The following is a 20969-nucleotide window of genomic DNA, read 5'->3' on the forward strand; positions in this document are numbered from 1 at the left end:
ATCGAGCTTTTTTCTCTTAGCGGTTTGCGTTATAATAATCAATGGATATTTAGTGCATCTAAAAGAATGACGATTAGATAAAAGTTGAAAGAGAGTGGGACATATGGGCCGTAAATGGAATAATATTAAAGATAAGAAAGCGGCAAAGGACGCCAATAATAGCCGTATTTATACGAAATTTGCCCTTGAAATCTATGTTGTTGCAAGACAAGGGGAACCTGATCCAGAATCGAATCAGGCATTAAAACAAGTATTGGAACGTGCAAAAACATATAATGTGCCGAGAAATATTATTGACCGCGCGATTGATAAAGCGAAGGGTGGCGGGGAAGAAAAGTATGATGAACTTCGCTATGAAGGATTTGGTCCTGGAGGTAGTATGATTATTGTTGATGCCCTTACCAATAATGTCAATCGCACAGCATCAAATGTACGCGCTGCATTTGGTAAGAACGGTGGAAATATGGGCGTAAGTGGCTCGGTTTCTTATATGTTTGATGCAACAGCTGTCTTTGGATTAGAAGGGAAAACAGCGGATGAAGTATTAGAAATATTAATGGAAGCGGATATTGATGTGCGTGATCTTCTTGAAGAAGAAGAATCTGTGATTGTTTATGCAGAACCTGACCAATTCCATGCTGTGCAAGAGGCGTTAAAAGGTGCTGGCATTGAAGAGTTTACGGTTGCAGAACAAACAATGTTACCACAAACAGAAGTGAACTTAGAGGGAGAACAACTTGCACAATTTGACAAATTAATTGATGCCCTAGAAGATTTAGATGACGTACAACGTGTTTACCATAATGTAGACATGAGTGAATAATATAAATGATGGATGCGTTTTTTAAATTCGCATCCATTTTATTCTATTTAAGGAGGTGGTCACAATATGCAAATCACCTTTTTGCTAAATAATGAATCAGCTCACGCAAAGCCTATAGAGAAGGCGATACTTTGTGTGAGGTAGAATAAAAGCAATCGCCATGTATCTTCACTAGGCTTTGCGTCCTTATTTTATAGAATCAATAAGGAGCGAGCGGAAGATGAGATATCAAAAAGCAAAGAATGTGTTGCCACCTGAATTATTAAAAGAGATACAAAAATATATTCAAGGTGAATCGATTTATATCCCTAAACCTCTTCATAAAAAGGCTGGTTGGGGAATGAAATCAGGAGCGAGACACAAACTTAGTCAAAGAAATGAAGAGATTAGAGCTTCCTATAGTATGGGAAAAACAATAGATGAGCTCAGTGAAGAATATTTTTTAGCTCACGAGACAATCAGGAAAATTATTTATACAAAATGAGTGATGGATGCCGAGTTTAATTTTATTTAAAATCGGCATTTTTTTATGTGTACATATAGGTTAAATTATAAAGGAAGAAATTAAGGCAGGAGTGAAAATAATGATAGCCTTTATGACAAACGAACAGTATAATGTTGTGAAAAAACAAGTGAATAAAATAATAAACGCCAAGGCCTCTGTCAATGATCCAGCAATATTAAAAACAGTAAAAACATTGGCATGGGAAGAAGTTCAGCAATCATTGTCTGATATGACTGAGGAGCAGGCTTCCTTACTTGAACAAATGCAATCTGTTGACGATCGGTTGGCTGCAGATAAATTCTTTTATGAATTAAAGCGCTATGTAATCCCCTTCCCAGCTTTGTCAGAATCGAAATTAAAGAAGTTATTTCCAAAGGTGAAAAAGTTGAAGTTCCCATTAATTGATGCAGAAGATTATCAAACAATGACTTATCTATCTTGGGATGAAAAGGGTAGTCAGTACCGGATGATTGTGGCCCCATTCGAGCAACGCTATATTGGTTTAAGGGGAACTTTCCAACCTTCTCAACAAAAAGCGCTTTGTCATATTTGTCATCGATTTACAGATACAGGCATGTTCATGGTTGAGACAAAAGGTGAAATCGTTGGTACATTTACCAAAAGAGGCAACACAGTGTGTAAAGATATGAAAGATTGTAATCATCATGTAGAAACTTTGCTGCATTTGTCTAAATTTATTCGACATATAAAAGGAAATTAGAGAATCTTAGCGAAATACTTAAGTGGATATTGATTTGATTTTTTAACGGCACTTCAGCCAAGAAGTTGTCGTTTTTTTTTGTGGAGATGTTAAATGTGATCATTTGTCTAGTAATAAGCACACATGCGGAAGGCTTGTACAAGCTAACAGTATGTGTTTTTTTACTTAGAAGTATAAGAAGATTCAATTTTTTCTCTTTTTATCTTGTCAATTAGGAAATGTTTTATTATAGTAAATGATAACGATTATCATTTTCGCTAGGGTTTTAGGTGGCTTTTTTACATAAAAACAAAGACGGTAATATCTTAACTATTTCTATCCATTTTAATAGAAAAATAAATAAAAAGAGTTGTGGGGATTGTGAAGAATAAAACAAGATTAGCAAAAATGATTATATTGATCTCACCTTTACTTATTATAATAACAACTATTCTATCTGTTATTTATGGAACTAAAGGGATATCTTTATCAACGATTTGGGAAGCTTTTACTGCATACGATGAAGGGAATACGGATCATGCGATTATTATTACCTCAAGGTTGCCAAGAGTATTAACGGCCATGTTAGTTGGTGCATTTTTAGCTGTATCAGGTGCGATTATGCAAGGGATGACAAGAAATTATTTAGCTTCTCCATCTATTATGGGTGTAACAGATGGATCCGCATTTGTTATTACTATTTGCATGATTGTTTTGCCGAATATGGCTTCAATTGAAATGATACTGTTTTCAATGGTCGGCTCTGCCTTAGGTGCAGGGATTGTCTATGGATTCGGCTCCTTAATTCCAAAAGGTTTAACACCGGTCCGATTAGCGATTATTGGGACGGTCATAGGAACTTTCTTATCAAGTACTTCTGCTGCTTTAGCATCGTATTTTCAAATTTCACAAGATGTTAGTTTTTGGTATAACGCCAAACTTCATCAAGTAGATTTAGATACATTTTTATTGGCCATTCCATTTGGTGTCATTGGCTTGATTATCGCTCTCATTACTTCTGGCCATATTACCATTCTTTCTCTAGGAGAAGAAATTGCCGTTACTTTGGGGCAAAAGACGAAATGGGTGAAAGCACTTGCTTTATTGGCTGTCATTTGTCTGACTGGGACAGCAGTGGCCCTCGTTGGTAAGGTTGGTTTTGTAGGGTTAATTATTCCTCATATGGCGAGATTTTTAGTGGGTGTGGATTATAGGTGGCTCATCCCCTCTTCCGCAGTAATTGGTGCGATATTTTTGGCAGTATGTGATATCATTAGCCGGTTTGTCAATCATCCGTTCGAAACACCCATTGGCGTTGTGACAGCACTCATAGGTGTGCCATTCTTCCTCTACCTAATTTATAAGAGAGGGGGCGGAAAGCATGCGTAAAACCGTTCTTATTGCGATTGTTTTATCTATTCTTATTTTAGTGAGTGCTTATGTAAGTTTAGTTTATGGGGTTATAAATGTAAATTTTACTGATGTCATCAATACTTTATTCCGGATTGATCCGTCTGATCAGCTTGATTTAGTTATTTTTGATTTTCGCTTGCCTCGAATTGTCATTGGGGCACTTGTTGGATTTGGCTTAGGTATAGCAGGTACGGTCATTCAAGGTGTAACAAGAAATGGATTGGCTGATTCCGGTATACTGGGGATCAATGCTGGAGCAGGGGCTGCGATTGTTATCTTTATGTTGTTTTTCCAAGGCCAAATGGATTTAACTGGTTGGCTATCTATCATGATTATGCCGATTTTTGGATTGATTGGTGGAATTCTCGCAGCGTTTATTATCTTTTTCTTTTCTTGGCAAAAGGGGACATTTGATACAGGTCGATTAATTTTAACTGGTATTGCCATTAGTTCTGGTTTTGGTGCCCTTTCTATGTATATATCATTAAAAATGAATTCATCTGATTATGAGATGGCCGCTGTCTGGGTATCTGGGAGTATTTATAATGCGAATTGGATCTATATTATTTCAATGATTCCTTGGCTAGTCATTCTTATTCCATTAATTTTAAGGAAAAGTTATTTATTAGATCTTTTTCGACTATCTGACATAAGTTCGAAAGGTGTAGGAGTACCTGTTGAGCGTGAAAAGATTAAACTTATTATTTTAAGCATTGGGTTAATTAGTGCTTGTGTATCTGTTTCGGGAAATATTAGTTTTATTGGTTTAATGGCACCACATATTGCACGACAATTGGTAGGAATGAAGCATCAATTTATTTTACCGATTTCAGGCTTAATTGGTATGTTCCTTGTGGTCATTGCTGATTTTGTTGCCAAAAATGTGTTCACACCAGTCGAGCTACCGGTAGGGATTGTCATATCAATGATCGGTGTACCATATTTCTTATATTTATTAGTCAAACAAAAACAATAATAATGGGGGATGGGAAAGTGTTACATACAGAAATACCACAATGGACATTACAATCGAAAACAAAGCAAGACTATGTCATATCAATTCATATGCCAGAGAGCCCACCCCCATCTGCAGGCTATGGTGTTCTTTATGTACTTGATGGTGATGCCTATTTTCAATTGATAAAGGAAGTTATTCGGTTGCAGGCGAAACGGTCTGCTAAAACAGGTGTATCTGAAGTAATCATTGTAGGTATAGGGTATGGAGCAAAAGATTTTCATTCAAGGAGAGTATTTGATTTTACCCCGCCTGCAGTAAGTGACCATTTACCCCTACGGCCAGATGGTAGTGCTTGGCCAGATACTGGTGGAGCCGAACAGTTTAATGATTTTATAGAAAATGAGTTAAAACCAGCCATTTATAAGGAGTTTCCGGTTAATCGTGATAATCAAACGTTATTTGGACATTCTTTAGGTGGGTTATTCACATTAATGACGATGATGAACAATCCATCTTCTTATCAAGCGTATTTCGCTTGTAGTCCGTCAATTTGGTGGAATGGTGAAGCTTTAATGCAAGAAGTGCCTGCTTTTACGGAACGGTTTGAACAAAGGCAAAAGAATAGTGATACCCGTCTTTTTCTTGCCGCAGGTGGGGATGAAAAGGAACATTTATTGGTTGCTGTTAGAAAGTATTATGAAAAAATCAAGGAAATGAAACAACTATCAGTTATCTATAAGGAAATAGAAGGAGAAAATCATGCCTCTATCATACCAACTGTATTGAGTAATGGTTTGCGATTTTTACAATAATCATTTTAGAAAAACGACTTTGTGATGTCACAAAGTCGTTTTTCTATTTCAAAGGTTCGTAACCTCTAATTATATTTTGGAATAAAAACCAACTTCTTCCCTCATATTAAGAAAAAAGGGAGGTAAGAGATAGTGGTCAAAAGTATTACGGCTTTAAACTCGTTTCCTGTATTAGGCCTTGCCATTGGTTTGATGACTCATGTGATTGTATTACCCTCTGTATTAACCGTGGCCGGGCGAAGCGCTTGGATTAGTTTAATTATAGCAGGAAGTCTCTATATCATATGGATTCCTCTCATTTACATCATTATAAAAAAAACAGGGCAACAAAATTTGATCAATTGGCTTAAATCTAACAGTCCTCCATTTGTATATCATGCCATTCGATCATTGATTTTTTTTCTTTTAATAATCAATGTATTTGTCACTTTATATACGACTTTTTCGTGGGTGAATACCAATTATATGATACAAACACCTAAGTATGTGTTATTTACTATTTTAATCATTCTTTGTTTATTAGCTGCACTCTCAGGTATAAAAGCTATTACGATTGCTAGTGGGGTTTTATTTCCAATCGTTTGTTTCCTTGGCTTTTTTATAATGATTGCGAACTTTAAGTTTAAGGATTATTCGTTACTCTTTCCCGTTTTTGAAGAGGGATGGGCACCTATTCTTTTTGGTGTTGTTATTTTATCAGGAGGACTTTTGGAGGTTTTTCTCTTAGTTTTATTACAGCATCATATTCGAGATAATATATCTTTAAAATTTTTCATTCCGGTATGTTTGTTCTTCGTCTTTGTTAATTTTGGCCCTTTAATTGGTGCAATTACCGAATTTGGCCCGGAACAAGCATCAGAATTAACGAATCCTGCTTATGCACAATGGCGCTTGATTACTTTAGGAAAATTTTTAAATAAGTTGGATTTTTTTTCTATTTATCAATGGCTTTCTGGTGCGTTTATTCGTATTAGCTTGTCTATCTTTATTATTGGGGATTTATTTCATTTTAAGACGCAGAAAAGGAAAATGACTTTATTAATTAGTGTATGTCTTTTTTTAATCGTCGGTCTATCTTTACCCATTGATGGACCGACTTATAGACTCATGATTGATCATTACTTTTTTTCTATTACTGTAATAGGGATTCTACTTGTGATGCTCTGTATTCATCTAATCCTATTAATTAAAGGAAGAGTGGCAAAAAATGAAAACGCGATTAAACAATAAAAAAAGACAGCCGAAAACTGATAAATTGGATGAGCAGTACTTAAGGGAGCAATTCGCAATCAATGGGGACGTGCAATTTGTTAATTATTCGTTTCAGCATTATCCACAACCAGGGAAAGTTGTTGTTCTCTTTTCTGAAGTAATGATCGATAAAGGTAAATTGAGTGAGGCTTTAGGTAGGTTAGAAGAAAGTTTTATAGCAGACCGGCGCCTAGTTGAAAGGAGGGAAGAAAATGAGCAATTACTTATGTATCAAGTGAATGTTGAGGAAGAAGATAAAGAATCAATAGCAGAAGATATTTTTTCTGGGATGGTTTTTGTTCTAGTGGAAGAATTAGACGAAATTTTTAAATTTGATCTCCCTCAAATTCCTAACCGTTCACCAGAAGAGTCCAATTCGGAATTATCTTTTCGCGGACCAAGAGATGGATTTGTGGAAGACCTGAGTATTAACCTTGCCTTAATAAGAAAACGGTATAAAACCTCAACGTTAGTAAATGAAGTTATTGAGTTAGGGGTTCGAGGGAAGACAAAAATAAGTTTATTATATGTGAAAGATATAATAAAGGATCAATATGTCATTGATATAAAAAGACAGTTAGCAAAAATTGAAACAGATGTGATCATTAGTACGACAGATTTAGAAGAAGTATTGTCAGGTAAGTACTATACTCTTTTTCCTTTGTTTAATTATACCGGACGTCCTGATAACGTAGTTGCTAATTTAGATTTAGGTAGATTTGTCATTATTGTTGATGGTTGTCCTACTGTAATGGTTGGTCCATCTACATTATTTTCAGAATTAAAAACACCGGAAGATCGCTTCACAGAATATTATTATACGAATATGCAAATGTTTTTCAGGCTAACTGGTCTTGTCATATCAAGTATTTTGCCAGGATTTTATGTTGCTATGATTTCCTTTCATATGGATCAATTGCCTTTCCCATTTTTGGCGACTATTACGGTTTCGCGAATGGGGCTACCATTATCACCACCGTTAGAGGCATTTTTAGTCTTAGCTTTATTTGAGTTATTTAAGGAAGCAGGTAATACCCTTCCAAGGGCAATCGGACAAACATTAACGGTCGTAGGGGGGCTAATTATTGGTGATGCAGCAATAAGGGGTGGTTTAACAGCTCCTACCATGCTTGTTATTGCTGGTGTCACATCTGTTGCTGCGTATACCCTCGTTAACCAGTCACTTGGTGCCTCCATAAGCCTAGTGCGATTCTATATCCTGCTTTTTTCATCAATGCTCGGATTATTTGGCTTTTTTATCAGTATTTTTTCAGTGATATTGTATTTATCTAGGCTAGAGCTGTTTGGTTTGCCTTATTTAGCGCCACTTTCTCCTTTGTCATTTAAAGATACATTTGCAAGTATTTTAGAAAAACCTTATCTTTTACGAAAAAAAAGGTCAAGTACTATGCGACCTAAGGATGATACGAAGGGTAGGATAAAATGAAAAAAATCCTCATACCTATTATCGTATGTGCTCTTTTATTAAGTGGTTGTTGGGATGCAAAGGATATTGTAGAAATGCAATATATTACTGCTATTGGCATTGATTATAATAAGGAAAAAGAGGAATATATATTGTACGCGCAGGTCGTGTCTTTTGCAGGTGTAGCAAAGTCGGAACAAGCAGCAACAGTGCCATCGAAGGTATGGGTGGCTAAAGGGCAAGGAAAATCAATGGAAGCTGCTATGAATGAGATCTACGATAAATCCAATCAAATCATATACTGGGCACATATAGGAATTATTATTTTTCATGAACGATTACTGCAACATGGGATTGATCAAATAAGTGATAGTTTGGCTCGTTTTCAACAGATAAGAGAAACGAACTGGATGTATGGCACGAAAGATTCAATTGAGGATATTTTACTTGTAACAAGTCTTTTTAGCTCCGCGGTTCAAACAACACTTTTTAATCCAGAGGAAGTCTATCATGTACACTCTATCATTTCACCTATCAGAATGCACCGGTTCTATTCAGACTTTACTGAAAAAGCTACCACCACAAAACTACCGATGATATCAGTAAAAGAGGATGTTTGGACAACTAAGGGAGCAACAAATGATTCAGCTAAAAACGCTGGAGTGTTCCTATTAAAAGGAAAAAAATATTTAGGGAACCTACCTATAAGTGACTTTAGAGGCTTACGTTGGGTGACAAAGACTACAAAAAGGTCTCCATTAAGAATCAAAACGGAAGATAATGATGAAGTAAACATCATTATTACCAAATTAGACCCACATTTGAAAATAAATAAATTAGACAAAGATAAATTTGATGTCGATGTTAGTGCAAATGGTGGGATTATTGAAGTTCATAAAGAAATTTCGTTACCTATTTTGAAGGAAAAAATTACGGAAAAAATGGAGAAGGAAATTAGAGAGTCCTATGAGAATGCTTTAAAAATAAAGGCGGATTTATATAATCTTGAGGAACTTGTTTATAGAAAAGATTATGACCGTTGGAAGAATGATTATAAAGGAAGATTTACACTAACAGAAGATTCTCTTGCGAATATAAATATAGATATTACGATTACAAAAACAGGAGAGTACGATTATCAATTCTCTAATTAGATTGAGGCTAGGGGAGAGGATGAAACTTGATATGGAATATTATAAAAAGATAAGAAAGTATGTAGGTAAGGAGCCATTACTATTACCAGGGGCAGTTGTTATTATCATCAATAAGCAAAATGAGATTTTGCTACAACAAAGGCCGGAGTCTCGTTGGGGATTACCGGGAGGATTAATGGACTTAGGTGAGAGTATGGAAGAAACAGCGAAAAGGGAAGTAAGAGAGGAAACAGGGCTTGTTGTCGAGAACCTTTCGTTTGTTCAGTTGTTTTCAGGCAAGGAATTCTTTGTACGTACAAAAAACGGCGATCAGTTTTATGCCATCACTGCGGTTTATATGACAAATGATTATAGTGGGAAAATAACGACAAATAGTGAGGAAACCTTGTCTGCACAATTCTTTCCTATTGAACAGCTGCCGAGTGAATTAATCGAGAATTATCAAAAGTATATAGAACCAGTTAAACAATTATTAAAGCAGACATAAAAAAACAAGGCTCTTATTATGTACATGAAGAGCCTTGTTTTTTAATCTCTTATTTAAAATGCAACAGTGATTGTTTGTTTCTAATTTCTGTTATTAGTGACTCAGCTGCCTTTCTACTAAGTACAATTTTTCCGTCAGCAAGGATTAAGTTATCATTTTCGATTTCACCAGTAATTTGACAAGCTTTACTGGCATTATACTTTTGTAATATAATTCGATCGTTTTCAACGAATATTTCAAGTGGATCCTTCTCATAAATTTCTAAAGTATTTCTTAGTTCCTTTGGAATGACTATTCTCCCTAATTCATCAACTTTACGAACAATGCCTGTGCTTTTCAAAATGACGACCTCCTATTAATGGTTGTGGATTCCACTTCATTTTTTTTTAGATAGTTAAATATTATACAATTTTAGCGAAAATCCTTTATTAAACTGGTTACATTTATATTACTGTTTTTATCGTTTTTGTCATAAAAGTTTTTTTCTGTAAAATGGGTTTAGAGCAATAATCTGAATAAGTTGACAGAAAATCGAATACGTGATAAATTTATCTCAAGTTAAAGATATTTTAATTCGAGATATATAAATACTTCTATTTTATTATGGAAATATTAATTTGAGAAGGGAATGATTCTATGTTTGGTATAAAAGGCGTTCATCATGTAACTGCGATTACTAGTAGTGCAGAAAAGAATTATCAATTTTTCACCTATACTTTAGGTATGAGATTAGTCAAAAAGACTGTCAATCAAGATGATATTCAAACCTATCATTTATTTTTCGCAGATGATAAGGGAAGTCCTGGAACAGATATGACTTTCTTCGATTTCCCTAATATACCAAAAGGTCTTCATGGTACAAATGAAATTTATCAAACATCTTTTCGCGTACCTAGTGATGCGGCATTGGATTATTGGGTAAAAAGGTTTGATCGCTTAAATGTTGTCCATAGCGGTATTCAAGAACAATTTGGCAAAAGAGTTTTGCCGTTTGTTGACTTCGATGATCAGCAGTATCAGCTTATTTCTGATGAAAATAATAAAGGTGTCGAAGCAGGAACACCGTGGCAAAAAGGTCCCATTCCTTTAGAGTATGCGATTACTGGCCTAGGTCCAGTGTTTGTACGTGTATCTAATATTGATTATTTTAAAGAAATGCTGATGAATGTATTAGAGTTTAGAGAAATTGCACAAGAAGGTGACTTGTACTTATTTGAAGTTGGCGAAGGTGGTAATGGAGCACAAGTCATTGTTGAGTATAATACCGTTTTACCGATGGCACGACAAGGTTACGGTACCGTTCATCATGCTGCTTTTCGAGTGGAAGATAGGGAAGCGATTGATCACTGGACTGAAAGAATGGCGCAATTTGGCTATCAATCATCAGGGTTTATTGACCGTTTCTTCTTCGGCTCATTGTATACGAGAGTTGCACCGCAAATTCTATTTGAGCTTGCAACAGACGGTCCAGGTTTTATGGGAGATGAACCATATGAGACATTAGGTGAATCGTTATCACTGCCACCATTCTTTGAATCAAAAAGAGAACAAATTGAAGGACTAGTCAGACCCATCGATACGGTACGAAGCAACATTGATTTCAAAAAAGAATGAGGCACCTTATGAGTTTTATCTTGGATTCAAAACGCGATCTAATTTGATCGCGTTTTTTTATGAGAAAGGATGGGGCGTCGTTAACATTCATTTTGTTTAAAACAATTATCCACCTCTTTAGTTGATTATCCTTTTAGATGATAGGGATACTATTCATATGTATGATCTAAGTTGTAAGTATACAATTTCTATAACAGCGGGGAGTAAGAGAGTAATATGGAGAAGGATTTTCCAAAGAAATAAGAGAAATCAATTTTCATTTTGCACTTTCTAGTTTAGTATGGTTATATGTATAAAAAAGTACGGCTAGGTTAGATGAAGGGGAAGATCGTTGCATGTCAGAAGAAAATATCACAAGAATACATATGTATGATAAAGAATTTATCCTTATTGGTACAGCACATATATCAAAAAATAGTGCGGAGCAAGTAAAGGAAGTGATCGAAAGAGAGCAGCCTGACTCCGTATGTATTGAGTTAGATAAAGGTAGATATGAGTCTATTACAGAAGGAAATAAATGGAAAGATACAGATATTTTTAAAGTAATTAAAGAAAAGAAAGCAACACTTTTATTAATGAACCTTGCTATCTCCTCTTTTCAAAATCGTATGGCTAAACAATTCGGAATTAAAGCAGGTCAAGAGATGATTCAAGGTATTGAATCGGCTAAAGAAACCGGAGCGAAACTTGTGTTAGCTGATAGAAATATCCAGATTACGTTTTCTCGTATTTGGAGAGGGCTGGGTTTCAAGGGAAAAGCAATGTTACTTTCACAAGTATTTGCCGGTATTTTTAGCAATGAAACGATTACTGAAGAAGAGTTAGAAAAAATGAAAAATCAAGATTCAATTGATTCCATTTTAAATGATTTTACTGAGGTATTCCCACAATTAAAAGTACCTTTAATTGATGAACGTGATCAATATTTGGCGGAAAAAATAAAGAATGCGCCAGGTGAAAAGATTGTTGCTGTATTAGGAGCAGCTCATGTTCCAGGTATCAAACGGGAAATCGAAAAAAAGCACGATCTTAAGAAATTAACGGAAGTACCTCCAAAATCAAAAGCGCCAAAAGTGATAGGCTGGATGATACCTATTCTTATCTTAGCGGTGATTGCTGTAACCTTCTTCCTTAATCCAACTGCTGGAATGCAGCAGACAATTAGTTGGGCATTGTGGACGGGTACCTTAGCTGCAATTGGTGCTGCGCTTGCATTTGGTCATCCGCTTGCTATCGTTACAGCTTTTGTTGCTGCACCTTTTACTTCTCTTCACCCATTGCTCGCTGTTGGTTGGTTCGCTGGTTTTGTCCAAGCTTATTTTAAAAGGCCCAATGTACGTGATTTTGAAAACTTATCAGAAGATGTGTTTACACTAAAAGGCTTTTGGCATAATAAGGTGACAAGAATATTGCTGATTATAGTCCTTTCCAACTTAGGTGGGTCATTAGGAACTTTTATAGGCGGAGCAGATGTCATTCGTTTATTTATTGATCATTTATAAGTTATACTAGAGTTAGTTATGTTCATCGAAAGGAAGTATGACGTTTGAAGAAATTCCCAACAATTATTATTGTTGCAATTATAGTTGCGATAATAGCGTTTAATATGCTGGAATCAGATTCAGCAGAATTAGTATTACGTGATCGAACGTTGATTTCAGCTGGTGCAGGTGTTTTATCTGGCACCATTATGTGGTTACTTTTAATACTTGATAAAAAAGATAAAAAGTAATGGAAGAGCGCCTTTTCTTAAGAAGGCGTTTTTTTATGTGGGTTTTCACTGTGATGTTCTCTTTTTGTCATATCAGTTGAGGTTGTTCAATACAATGAAATAACCACGAATGAAAGAGGGGACAGCATGAATACGAATAGGGTGATTACCAATGAAGTACTTGTACGCTATGCGGAGCTCAGCAGATTAAAAAAACAAATTGATGAAGAGTTAGGTGCGATGAAAAAAGTATTCAATGAATACTTTGATCAATCAGTAGGGAGAAACGAAAAAGGTGAACTCATCCTCTCCCAATATAAATTACAGCGTCAAATTAGAGTGAAAGAGCAGTACGATAGAGAGAAAACGATAAACAAATTAGAATCTATTAATCAACATCAACTGATTCAAAAAATACCAGATGAAAAGAAAATTCAGTCTGCATTAGATTTGGAGATTATTGATGAAAAAGATTTATCTGGCTGTAAAACAACACAATATACGAAGGTGATTGTCGTTAAAGCAAATGAATGAAGAGAAAAATTAGATGGGACTTTAGCGAAGTTTAAAGTATGAATTTCACACGAACAAATCCAGTTTTTCGAATTTGATATGCTCCCCCATAGCTAGACAGGTTTAAAAAAAATCTGGATACTGATAGGGGAGCATTAGTTTATATCATTATTTGAAGATTGTAGAAATTTGCTCTATTTCTTCTCCGGATAGTTGCACTTCTAATGTTTTTAAATTATTCAACACTTGCTCTGCTCTTTTAGCACCCGGGATAATGGCGTCGATGCTGTCTTTTGTTAAATACCAGGCTAAAACAATATGGGCGACGTCCACATTTTTCGCTTGGGCAATACCTCTTAATTGATCAACTTTTGCTAAGTTTTCTTCAAAAACCTCTTTTTGAAAATGTGGGGAGTCCGCACGTAAGTCACTGAATGTAGTATTTTTATCGTATTTCCCTGCTAATAAGCCAGATGCTAGCGGAAAATAGGGTATGAATGAAATATTGTTTTCTTTTGTATAAGGAAGTAGGTCTGACTCAGCGTTTCTCTGCAATAAATTGTATTCCCCTTGGTATACATCTACATAACCATCTTTATTTGCTTCTTTTAATTGTTCAATAGAGAAATTAGATACGCCAATAGCTCTTATTTTTCCCGCGTCTTTCAGTTCTTTCAACGCTCCAACTGCTTCATCTTTTGGTGTTGATTCATCTGGGAAATGGATGTAATAAAGATCAATATAGTCGGTTTGTAGTCTACGTAAGCTATCGTCTACAGATTGTTTTAAGAAAGCAGGACTATTATCCATCACAATATCTTCTTTAACGAATCTATGTGCGCCCTTTGTCGCAATCACTGCTTCTTCGCGTTTGCCTCTTTCTTGTAAAACTTCCCCAATGAGTTCCTCTGACCGTTCAGGCCCGTAAATAAAGGCTGTGTCTAAAAGGTTTACACCATTATTTAAGGCTTCATGAACTAGTTCTTTTCCTTGTGCTTCATCAAGGTTGGAGTATAAATTATGCCCACCAACTGCATTTGTTCCAAGACCAATAGGATTAACAAAAAGTCCAGATTTACCTAATTCTTGTTTCGTCTTCATTTACTTCACTCCTTCTTTTAAGTTAATCTGATCATACCAAATAATGTTAAGATAACAAAGAAATTCGATTTGCATTCATTCTTTTAAGTTGACATTTACTTGACATGAAACAGAACGATAATGAATAGTAAAACATACATGAGGAGAGTAGGGTGAGTGAAATGAGAACGGTTTTAATAGTGGAAGATGAATTACCAATTAGCCAAGTGTTAAAAGTTTATTTACAAAAGGCAAACTTTCAAACTGCCCAAGCATTTAATGGAGCAGAAGCAATCCAAAAATTAAATGACTATCATCCATCACTCGTTCTATTGGATGTGATGTTGCCTGATCGTGATGGATGGTCAATTTTAAAAGAAATCAGAGCGCAATGGAGTACGCCTGTGATTATGTTAACCGCTTTAGGAGATGTCCAATATCGCTTAAATGGATTAAATGAAGGAGCAGATGATTATATTGCTAAACCATTTAATGCGGAAGAAGTGGTAGCTAGAGTGCAAGCGGTCTTAAGAAGGACGGGTAAAAGTGAAGAAAAAATCAAGAAGTACGGTGGTTTGATGATTGATATTAAGTCTCATAAAATTACATTAAATAATGTTGTCATTGAATTAACGCCTAGAGACCTTGCTCTGCTCATTTTTTTAGCAGAGCATCCGAATCAAACATTTACTAGGGCACAATTAATTGAACATGTTTGGGGTTGGGAATATGAGGGAAGTGATCGAGCGGTCGACTTAGCGATTAAACGAATTAGAAAAGCTTTGCATTCATGGTCTACTGAAGAAGGCGAAATCAAGACTTTACGTGGATTGGGGTATCAATTAAGTGTCTCATCAACAAAGTAAACCTAGAGATTCTCTACTTCGTTATTGGACGACTCGCTATTTACTGGCACTTTGTATTGGGCTTGCGATTATCGCTTTTTTTTCTGTCTTATGGATTAGGCATACGACTGTTGAAAACCGACTCAATATTATGGAGTTAATGGCGGAAGAAATTGCTGACCGATTTGTGGAAATGAGTGAAGGACAGCCAATTCCCAAAGGAGATGTCCCAGGGTATTTAAATGATAGAGGCCGTTTTATAGATTTGGAAAGTGATCCCCTTATTTCAATTGTTGATACGTATGGAAATACGTTAACAACAAATCGATCACAAGATCGAATGTTACAATTCTCCGAAGTTCTTTTGAATGAGGATAAGACAGTTCAAGAATTAAATCATGATGCAACGAACGAGGCTTTTTATGTTGTAAAAGTACCGATTACATATCAAGATACGACTGTAGGCTGGGTAGTGATGCTAGAATCAAAAGCAAATTTAGCAGAAGTAAACCAGGAATATCGATTATTAGCCATTATGATTATTGGTTTAGCATTAATTGGCTGGGCAGCGATTTACTTCTTATCGAAAAGATTGTCTAAACCTATTCAAGAAGTAGCAGATGCAGCTAGGGAAATTCAAGCGGGAAATTATCAAGTTGATTTAAAGGATTCATACCAAGAACAGGAATTATATGAGCTTGTTCATTCTTTTAAAGAAATGTCCAATCGGTTAGAGAAATTAGAAACACTACGTACTGAGCTGTTAGCAGGTGTGACTCATGAATTAAAAACGCCGGTTACGTCAATTGATGGATTGTTGCAGGCTGTTCATGAAGGAGTTGTTGAAGGTGAAGAGGCAAAAGAGTTTATCAAACTGTCCATATTAGAAACTGAAAAAATGAAGAAAATGGTGGAGGATTTATTAGCCTTTAACACATATGCGACGAATGTGATGCCAGTTCAACTACAAGAATATGAAATCAATCAATTAATTAAGGAATCAGTCTACCAATGGGAAATTACGCATGAAGGAAGCCAGGATTTTCAACTTATTGTACACCAAGCGAGCACGCCTTTATTTGTGCAAATTGATCAGATAAGATTACAACAAATTCTCATTAATTTACTTAATAATGCCTTTCAAGCAATGGATGGAAGAGGAAAAATTGAAATTAAAATAGAAGAGGAACCGAAGAATATTTATATAAAAGTAACTGATAGTGGAAAGGGTATACCGGACGAAGAAGTACCTTACATTTTCGAGCGTTTCTTTCGTGGTCAAGAAAAGAAGCTTCGTGTCAGAGGATTAGGTCTTGGCTTGCCATTTAGTAAATTGATGGCACAATCAATGAATGGTGATTTAATTTTAGTTAAGACATCCCCGCAGGGTACTGAATTTATGATTGAATTACCTTATCAAAAGGGCAGTCTAGAAAGAATGAACCAAAGTGAAAGAGCCTGATCATACAGCTGTAAGAGTGTCTTTATGGCGAGGCTTACATTTAATTGTCGATGAAAAACCTAATATATTTCATGATAATATCGGTTAAAAACTGATTTCTCCAAACAATGCTTGGCAGAAACGTCCGGATATGGATGTAGCAAACACAAGTGCTATTAGAGCATCAATTGTTGCGCGCGCTCGTTTTGTTGATGACTTAGTTGTTGAACAATTTGAAAAAGGGATAGATCAATATGTGATACTTGGTGCAGGGCTTGATACTTTCGCCCAAAGACACCAAGAAGTATTCCCGCAAATGACCATTTATGAGATGGATCAAGTTGATACACAGTTATGGAAGAAAAAAAGACTGGAGGAAACAGGGTACTTTATCCCCGATTATTTAAAATTTGTACCCGTAGATTTTGAAGAGAATCAAGGGTGGTTAGATCAATTAAAGAAGAATGGTTTTGATGATGCGAAGCCTGCTGTTGTTGTTTCAACGATAGATTTAAAAGAGATGTATTTTCGCGAGCGCAAAGATCAATTGATGCTACAAAGTGGTGAAGATTTTATTGTAGCAACGATTTAGACATGACTCCTACTATATAAGAAAGCTATTCACATTTAACCCGCAAACCGTGATTTTATCTCATAGTAGTGCGTTTTTTGTTATGAGTTGTAAATGAAGCTTTACGTCAATGGAGTGAGAAGTAGACGAAACCTGAGAAAAAATGATTTGCCCATCACTCAGAAGAAAAGCAATCTGCAATTCATCACTCCCGTCGAATTTCAATAAAGTCACACGACTTTAATCTTCAAAAAACTGTTCTTTTTCCTAACCGCTAATAAATTGGTGCACTAGTTGGAACAGTGGGGATAAAAGAAATAACAGCCTAATGGAATAAACATACAATTATGTTTCATACTAAAAAAAAGGAGTATGGGAGGTGGCGAAATGTATCAGTTAACGACGAAAGAATTGTCGGCAATTGAAGATGAAATTCGGGCGGAGGAAATAACAGCGAAGACGTTTAACTGGTGTGCTTCTCTTTGTGAGGATGAAGAAGTAAGGATGTCATTGGAAAAACTAGCAGAGGAACATCAGTTAAGGATTGCTGAGTTATCAACCTATTTCAACCGATCGAGGAGATTACATTAATTTTATAGGAGGTGGTTTCATTGCCTAATAACATCAATGGTCGTGGTTTAACGGAACGAGAAATGCTGCAATTATGTTTAGAATTAGCAAAAGGAAGAGTTCCCGCTATTAGCCACACATTAATGGAAACAACTCATGATGAATTGAGAGATATTTATGAGGGATGTTTAAAAACAAGTGCAGAAGCCCAAAAGGAAATCTATCAATTAATGGAAAAGAAGGGGTGGTATGAAACGCAACTCGCTACAGTAGAAGAAATCGAAAATGTACAAAACTTCATGCGAAATAATTTAAACCCATCTCCCTCCGAATAATATTCGGAGGTTTTTATTTCGTTTTTACATAAAAAATTCTTTTGACATATGCCTGACACATTCACTGATTAAATTATAAACAGAGGCAAGCAATTCAAATGAAAGAAGGGATTTTTAATGAATGAATTCAATCATTTTGAAGATAATCAAGCGAAGCGAAAAAATACTTGGTTTAAAAGTGTAACAATGACAGTAGCAAGTGGAGTAATGGGCTCAGTCCTAACTTTAGGAGCGATTAATTATTTTCCAAATGAAACAAAGCAGCATACGGAGGTTGTACAGGAGCAAGCAGAAACGAATGTTTCCAAAGTTAATGCTGAAACGGTTTCAACGACGAGTGATGGATCGATTGCAGATATAGTAGAAAAAGCCTCTAAAGCAATAGTAGGTGTTGTCAACATGCAAGAGCAACAAGCGAACCCTTTTAGTCGCTCCACAGGCAACACACAAAGTGGAGAAGAAGTTGAAAGTGGTACTGGCTCTGGTGTTATTTTCAAGCAAACAGACAAGGAAACGTACATTGTGACAAACAATCACGTCATTGAAGGAGCGGCTAAAATTCAAGTTTCCCTTCATAATGGGGAAAAGCTTCAAGCTGAACTTGTTGGAACAGACTCATTAACAGATATTGCTGTGTTAAAAATAAATGAAAAAGTAGACGCTGAAGTTCTTTCTTTTACTGATTCTTCCAAGCTTCGTGCCGGCGATCAAGTGTTAGCGATAGGCAATCCACTAGGATTAGATTTATCAAGAACAGTCACTCAAGGCATTGTAAGTGCAGTGGATCGGTCAATTGCAGTCTCTACTTCAGCCGGAGAATGGGATTTAAATGTCATTCAAACAGATGCAGCAATAAACCCTGGAAATAGTGGTGGAGCACTTATTGACTCAAAAGGAAATTTGGTTGGTATTAATAGTTTGAAGATAGCTAATAGTGGCGTAGAAGGGTTAGGCTTTGCCATTCCAAGTAATGATGTCGAGAGTATCATTGATCAGTTAATGGAGGATGGTAAAATCATTCGACCTTATCTAGGTGTTGGTTTGATGGACTTAAATCAAGTACCGCAGTTTTATCAAGAACAGTTACCGAAAAATGTAGAAGAAGGTGCTATTATTACCCAAGTTGAGAAAGGTTCCACAGCAGAAAAGGCGGGATTGCAGGCTGAGGATATTTTAGTTTCAATTGGTGATCAAACGATTACAAACGCTAATGACTTAAGAGCATCTCTTTATAAAGACCTTTCAATTGGCGATAAAGTTGAAATAGGTTTTTATCGTGATGGTGAAAAGAAAACAGTGGAAGTAACGTTACAAGGAAATGGGGAAAAGCAAGTTGAAACAGAATAAATTATTGATTGCCACCGGTTGTATGTTTGTTGCAGCTGTTGTCATTGCTGTTGTTTTATACAATAGCCATTCAAAAGCAGCGACAGTCAATGGAGAAAACATAAGCAAAGATGATTTGAATGAAGCGTTAATGTCTCAATATGGCAATTCTGTTCTAGATACATTAATATCTGATCAAATTGTTCTTCAGGAAATGGATAAAGAGAAGGTAACTGTAACTGAAGAAGAAGTGGCTGAAGAAATGGATGCCTATATGGAGCAATATGGGGGAGAAGAGGCATTTAAAGAAGTAATAGATGAAAACGGGGTATCCTATGACTCTATAGAACATAATATTGAAATCTATGTAGGTTCAAAGAAATTGATCACACCAAGAATTGAAATTACTGATGATGAGATGGAAACATACTTTGAAGAGAATAAAGACAGTTTGGCCCAGGCAGAAGAGATAGAAGCTAGTCATATCCTAGTGGAAGATGAGGATACTGCCAAAGAAGTAAAACAGAAACTCGATGATGGTGACGATTTCGCTGAATTAGCAGCATCTTATTCAACCGATGAGGCGAATAAAGATAATGGTGGAAAATTGGGGTATTTTGGTGAAGGTGAAATGGTAGAAGCCTTTGAAAAAGTGGCTTTTGCTATGAAAGTGGAAGAAGTGAGTGATCCAGTAAAAACAGAATATGGTTATCACATTATTAAAGTAACAGATCATAAAGAATCGAAAGCAGCCAATTACGAAGATGCGAAAGCAGAAATAAAAGAGACTTTAATAGAGTCTAAGCTTTCAACTGAATATACGGAATGGCTAAATGAGAAGTACGAAGAATATGAGATTAAAACGTATATTTAAAGGATGTGATCGATATTGAAAAGATTGAAAGAATGTAACATGAAATCTCAATAAGTTACTTTATGCATGCCGATCCTCATGCAAATGAGAGATTGCTAATGAATATATAACGAAACAACGCAAACAAGTGCCTGGATATTTCCTTATGTAGAACAAAATCCTACAACAGAAGAATATCTACAATGGATACAGGGTGATGATAGTTTACCAGCATTTGCTGAGACTAAGTCAGAATCGATACTTGCTCAAAGCTTTTTAGTGAAACTTCTGAAGCTAATCACATGTTTCCTAGGAGAGAAGGGTTCCAACTGCTAAATGGCAATGAAGGAACACAGATGTTGACATGCCTAAATGGAGATTTTGAACCACTGCAAGGGTTTGCAGATATGCTTGGTGGTGAGGGACGTAACCTAGTAAAGAGAAATTCTCAACGTCAGCCATCATCTTGTATGTGGACCTAAACATTGTTTTATTAGGAACAACTTTATTTATCTTTCTGTTTAAACGAAGAGGAAAATAAGTAAATGTATTAATAATCAAAATACTATTGACAATTAAAT

At 35.8% G+C, this 20969-nt stretch carries 24 protein-coding genes; 22 read left to right on the forward strand and 2 right to left on the reverse strand.

The annotated features are described in order from the left end of the window. Positions 1-103: 103 nt before the first annotated feature. From MHH73_RS05665 to MHH73_RS05710, 10 genes are all read left to right on the forward strand, one after another. Positions 104-823 (forward strand): YebC/PmpR family DNA-binding transcriptional regulator, encoded by a 720-nt coding sequence (locus tag MHH73_RS05665; protein ID WP_191815668.1) that lies wholly within the window; start codon positions 104-106, stop codon positions 821-823. A gap of 220 nt (positions 824-1043) precedes the next feature. After that, positions 1044-1307 (forward strand): CD3324 family protein, encoded by a 264-nt coding sequence (locus MHH73_RS05670; protein WP_191815670.1) that lies wholly within the window; start codon positions 1044-1046, stop codon positions 1305-1307. Between the two features lie 100 nt (positions 1308-1407). Beyond that, entirely contained in the window at positions 1408-2049 is a 642-nt protein-coding gene (locus tag MHH73_RS05675; RefSeq protein ID WP_341065437.1) for a FusB/FusC family EF-G-binding protein, read from the forward strand. Between the two features lie 387 nt (positions 2050-2436). Then, complete coding sequence (locus tag MHH73_RS05680; RefSeq protein ID WP_191815958.1) at positions 2437-3417, forward strand: FecCD family ABC transporter permease; 981 nt, start codon at positions 2437-2439, stop codon at positions 3415-3417. Next, positions 3410-4417 (forward strand): FecCD family ABC transporter permease, encoded by a 1008-nt coding sequence (locus MHH73_RS05685; protein WP_191815674.1) that lies wholly within the window; start codon positions 3410-3412, stop codon positions 4415-4417. Before MHH73_RS05680 ends, MHH73_RS05685 begins: the two co-directional genes overlap by 8 nt. Positions 4418-4434: 17 nt before the next feature. Next, positions 4435-5211, forward strand: coding sequence for an alpha/beta hydrolase (locus MHH73_RS05690; protein ID WP_341065440.1), 777 nt, complete (start codon positions 4435-4437; stop codon positions 5209-5211). 132 nt (positions 5212-5343) lie between these two features. Next, positions 5344-6441: an endospore germination permease gene (locus MHH73_RS05695; RefSeq protein WP_191815678.1), complete on the forward strand. Its 1098-nt coding sequence runs from the start codon at positions 5344-5346 to the stop codon at positions 6439-6441. Further along, on the forward strand, positions 6419-7909 hold the full coding sequence (locus MHH73_RS05700) for a spore germination protein (RefSeq protein WP_191815680.1): 1491 nt from the start codon (positions 6419-6421) through the stop codon (positions 7907-7909). The genes MHH73_RS05695 and MHH73_RS05700 overlap by 23 nt, the downstream gene beginning before the upstream one ends. Continuing rightward, positions 7906-9042 (forward strand): Ger(x)C family spore germination protein, encoded by a 1137-nt coding sequence (locus tag MHH73_RS05705; protein ID WP_191815682.1) that lies wholly within the window; start codon positions 7906-7908, stop codon positions 9040-9042. The genes MHH73_RS05700 and MHH73_RS05705 overlap by 4 nt, the downstream gene beginning before the upstream one ends. 31 nt (positions 9043-9073) lie before the next feature. Beyond that, positions 9074-9529, forward strand: a complete 456-nt coding sequence (locus tag MHH73_RS05710) for an NUDIX hydrolase (RefSeq protein WP_341065447.1) — start codon at positions 9074-9076, stop codon at positions 9527-9529. A 49-nt stretch (positions 9530-9578) separates the two neighbouring features. On the opposite strand, the gene MHH73_RS05715 is transcribed toward MHH73_RS05710, so the two are convergent. After that, complete coding sequence (locus MHH73_RS05715; RefSeq protein ID WP_191815686.1) at positions 9579-9869, reverse strand: AbrB/MazE/SpoVT family DNA-binding domain-containing protein; 291 nt, start codon at positions 9867-9869, stop codon at positions 9579-9581. Positions 9870-10165: 296 nt separating this feature from the next. Here MHH73_RS05715 and MHH73_RS05720 point away from each other — a divergent pair, with 296 nt between their 5' ends. The 4 genes from MHH73_RS05720 to MHH73_RS05735 all read left to right on the forward strand — a co-directional run bounded on the left by MHH73_RS05720 (position 10166) and on the right by MHH73_RS05735 (position 13388). Beyond that, positions 10166-11143 carry a ring-cleaving dioxygenase gene (locus MHH73_RS05720; RefSeq protein ID WP_191815688.1) on the forward strand — a complete coding sequence of 326 codons (978 nt, stop codon included), beginning with the start codon at positions 10166-10168 and terminating at the stop codon, positions 11141-11143. A 335-nt stretch (positions 11144-11478) separates the two neighbouring features. Beyond that, positions 11479-12645 carry a TraB/GumN family protein gene (locus MHH73_RS05725; RefSeq protein WP_191815690.1) on the forward strand — a complete coding sequence of 389 codons (1167 nt, stop codon included), beginning with the start codon at positions 11479-11481 and terminating at the stop codon, positions 12643-12645. 44 nt (positions 12646-12689) lie between these two features. Beyond that, positions 12690-12875, forward strand: coding sequence for a hypothetical protein (locus MHH73_RS05730; protein ID WP_191815692.1), 186 nt, complete (start codon positions 12690-12692; stop codon positions 12873-12875). Between the two features lie 126 nt (positions 12876-13001). Further along, entirely contained in the window at positions 13002-13388 is a 387-nt protein-coding gene (locus MHH73_RS05735) for a hypothetical protein (RefSeq protein ID WP_225230677.1), read from the forward strand. 147 nt (positions 13389-13535) lie between these two features. Here MHH73_RS05735 and MHH73_RS05740 read toward each other — a convergent pair whose 3' ends face one another. Next, positions 13536-14468, reverse strand: coding sequence for an aldo/keto reductase (locus MHH73_RS05740; RefSeq protein WP_191815695.1), 933 nt, complete (start codon positions 14466-14468; stop codon positions 13536-13538). Between the two features lie 161 nt (positions 14469-14629). On the opposite strand from MHH73_RS05740, the gene MHH73_RS05745 reads away from it, so the two are divergent. The 8 genes from MHH73_RS05745 to MHH73_RS05780 all read left to right on the forward strand — a co-directional run bounded on the left by MHH73_RS05745 (position 14630) and on the right by MHH73_RS05780 (position 20870). Next, positions 14630-15313: a response regulator transcription factor gene (locus MHH73_RS05745; RefSeq protein WP_341069687.1), complete on the forward strand. Its 684-nt coding sequence runs from the start codon at positions 14630-14632 to the stop codon at positions 15311-15313. Then, positions 15294-16754 carry a HAMP domain-containing sensor histidine kinase gene (locus MHH73_RS05750; RefSeq protein ID WP_341065453.1) on the forward strand — a complete coding sequence of 487 codons (1461 nt, stop codon included), beginning with the start codon at positions 15294-15296 and terminating at the stop codon, positions 16752-16754. Before MHH73_RS05745 ends, MHH73_RS05750 begins: the two co-directional genes overlap by 20 nt. Before the next feature lie 130 nt (positions 16755-16884). Then, on the forward strand, positions 16885-17325 hold the full coding sequence (locus MHH73_RS05755) for a class I SAM-dependent methyltransferase (protein WP_341065454.1): 441 nt from the start codon (positions 16885-16887) through the stop codon (positions 17323-17325). 366 nt (positions 17326-17691) lie between these two features. After that, on the forward strand, positions 17692-17895 hold the full coding sequence (locus MHH73_RS05760) for a hypothetical protein (protein ID WP_191815701.1): 204 nt from the start codon (positions 17692-17694) through the stop codon (positions 17893-17895). Between the two features lie 20 nt (positions 17896-17915). Continuing rightward, positions 17916-18209, forward strand: coding sequence for a spore coat protein (locus MHH73_RS05765; protein WP_191815703.1), 294 nt, complete (start codon positions 17916-17918; stop codon positions 18207-18209). A 117-nt stretch (positions 18210-18326) separates the two neighbouring features. Beyond that, positions 18327-19556: a S1C family serine protease gene (locus MHH73_RS05770; RefSeq protein ID WP_341065458.1), complete on the forward strand. Its 1230-nt coding sequence runs from the start codon at positions 18327-18329 to the stop codon at positions 19554-19556. After that, entirely contained in the window at positions 19543-20409 is an 867-nt protein-coding gene (locus MHH73_RS05775; RefSeq protein WP_341065462.1) for a peptidylprolyl isomerase, read from the forward strand. Before MHH73_RS05770 ends, MHH73_RS05775 begins: the two co-directional genes overlap by 14 nt. Before the next feature lie 335 nt (positions 20410-20744). Beyond that, on the forward strand, positions 20745-20870 hold the full coding sequence (locus tag MHH73_RS05780) for a hypothetical protein (protein ID WP_263600758.1): 126 nt from the start codon (positions 20745-20747) through the stop codon (positions 20868-20870). Positions 20871-20969: the final 99 nt, after the last annotated feature.

This window comes from Cytobacillus sp. FSL K6-0265 (assembly GCF_038003465.1).
In the GTDB taxonomy this organism is placed as follows: Bacteria; Bacillota; Bacilli; order Bacillales; family Cytobacillaceae; genus Cytobacillus; species Cytobacillus stercorigallinarum.

Coding starts and splice junctions, on each gene's coding strand:
- MHH73_RS05665 (WP_191815668.1), top strand. CDS start 104: ATGGGCCGTAAATGGAATAATATTAAAGATAAGAAAGCGGCAAAGGAC.
- MHH73_RS05670 (WP_191815670.1), top strand. CDS start 1,044: ATGAGATATCAAAAAGCAAAGAATGTGTTGCCACCTGAATTATTAAAA.
- MHH73_RS05675 (WP_341065437.1), top strand. CDS start 1,408: ATGATAGCCTTTATGACAAACGAACAGTATAATGTTGTGAAAAAACAA.
- MHH73_RS05680 (WP_191815958.1), top strand. CDS start 2,437: ATGATTATATTGATCTCACCTTTACTTATTATAATAACAACTATTCTA.
- MHH73_RS05685 (WP_191815674.1), top strand. CDS start 3,410: ATGCGTAAAACCGTTCTTATTGCGATTGTTTTATCTATTCTTATTTTA.
- MHH73_RS05700 (WP_191815680.1), top strand. CDS start 6,419: ATGAAAACGCGATTAAACAATAAAAAAAGACAGCCGAAAACTGATAAA.
- MHH73_RS05705 (WP_191815682.1), top strand. CDS start 7,906: ATGAAAAAAATCCTCATACCTATTATCGTATGTGCTCTTTTATTAAGT.
- MHH73_RS05710 (WP_341065447.1), top strand. CDS start 9,074: ATGGAATATTATAAAAAGATAAGAAAGTATGTAGGTAAGGAGCCATTA.
- MHH73_RS05720 (WP_191815688.1), top strand. CDS start 10,166: ATGTTTGGTATAAAAGGCGTTCATCATGTAACTGCGATTACTAGTAGT.
- MHH73_RS05725 (WP_191815690.1), top strand. CDS start 11,479: ATGTCAGAAGAAAATATCACAAGAATACATATGTATGATAAAGAATTT.
- MHH73_RS05735 (WP_225230677.1), top strand. CDS start 13,002: ATGAATACGAATAGGGTGATTACCAATGAAGTACTTGTACGCTATGCG.
- MHH73_RS05740 (WP_191815695.1), bottom strand. CDS start 14,468: ATGAAGACGAAACAAGAATTAGGTAAATCTGGACTTTTTGTTAATCCT.
- MHH73_RS05745 (WP_341069687.1), top strand. CDS start 14,630: ATGAGAACGGTTTTAATAGTGGAAGATGAATTACCAATTAGCCAAGTG.
- MHH73_RS05755 (WP_341065454.1), top strand. CDS start 16,885: ATGGATGTAGCAAACACAAGTGCTATTAGAGCATCAATTGTTGCGCGC.
- MHH73_RS05760 (WP_191815701.1), top strand. CDS start 17,692: ATGTATCAGTTAACGACGAAAGAATTGTCGGCAATTGAAGATGAAATT.
- MHH73_RS05770 (WP_341065458.1), top strand. CDS start 18,327: ATGAATGAATTCAATCATTTTGAAGATAATCAAGCGAAGCGAAAAAAT.
- MHH73_RS05780 (WP_263600758.1), top strand. CDS start 20,745: ATGTTGACATGCCTAAATGGAGATTTTGAACCACTGCAAGGGTTTGCA.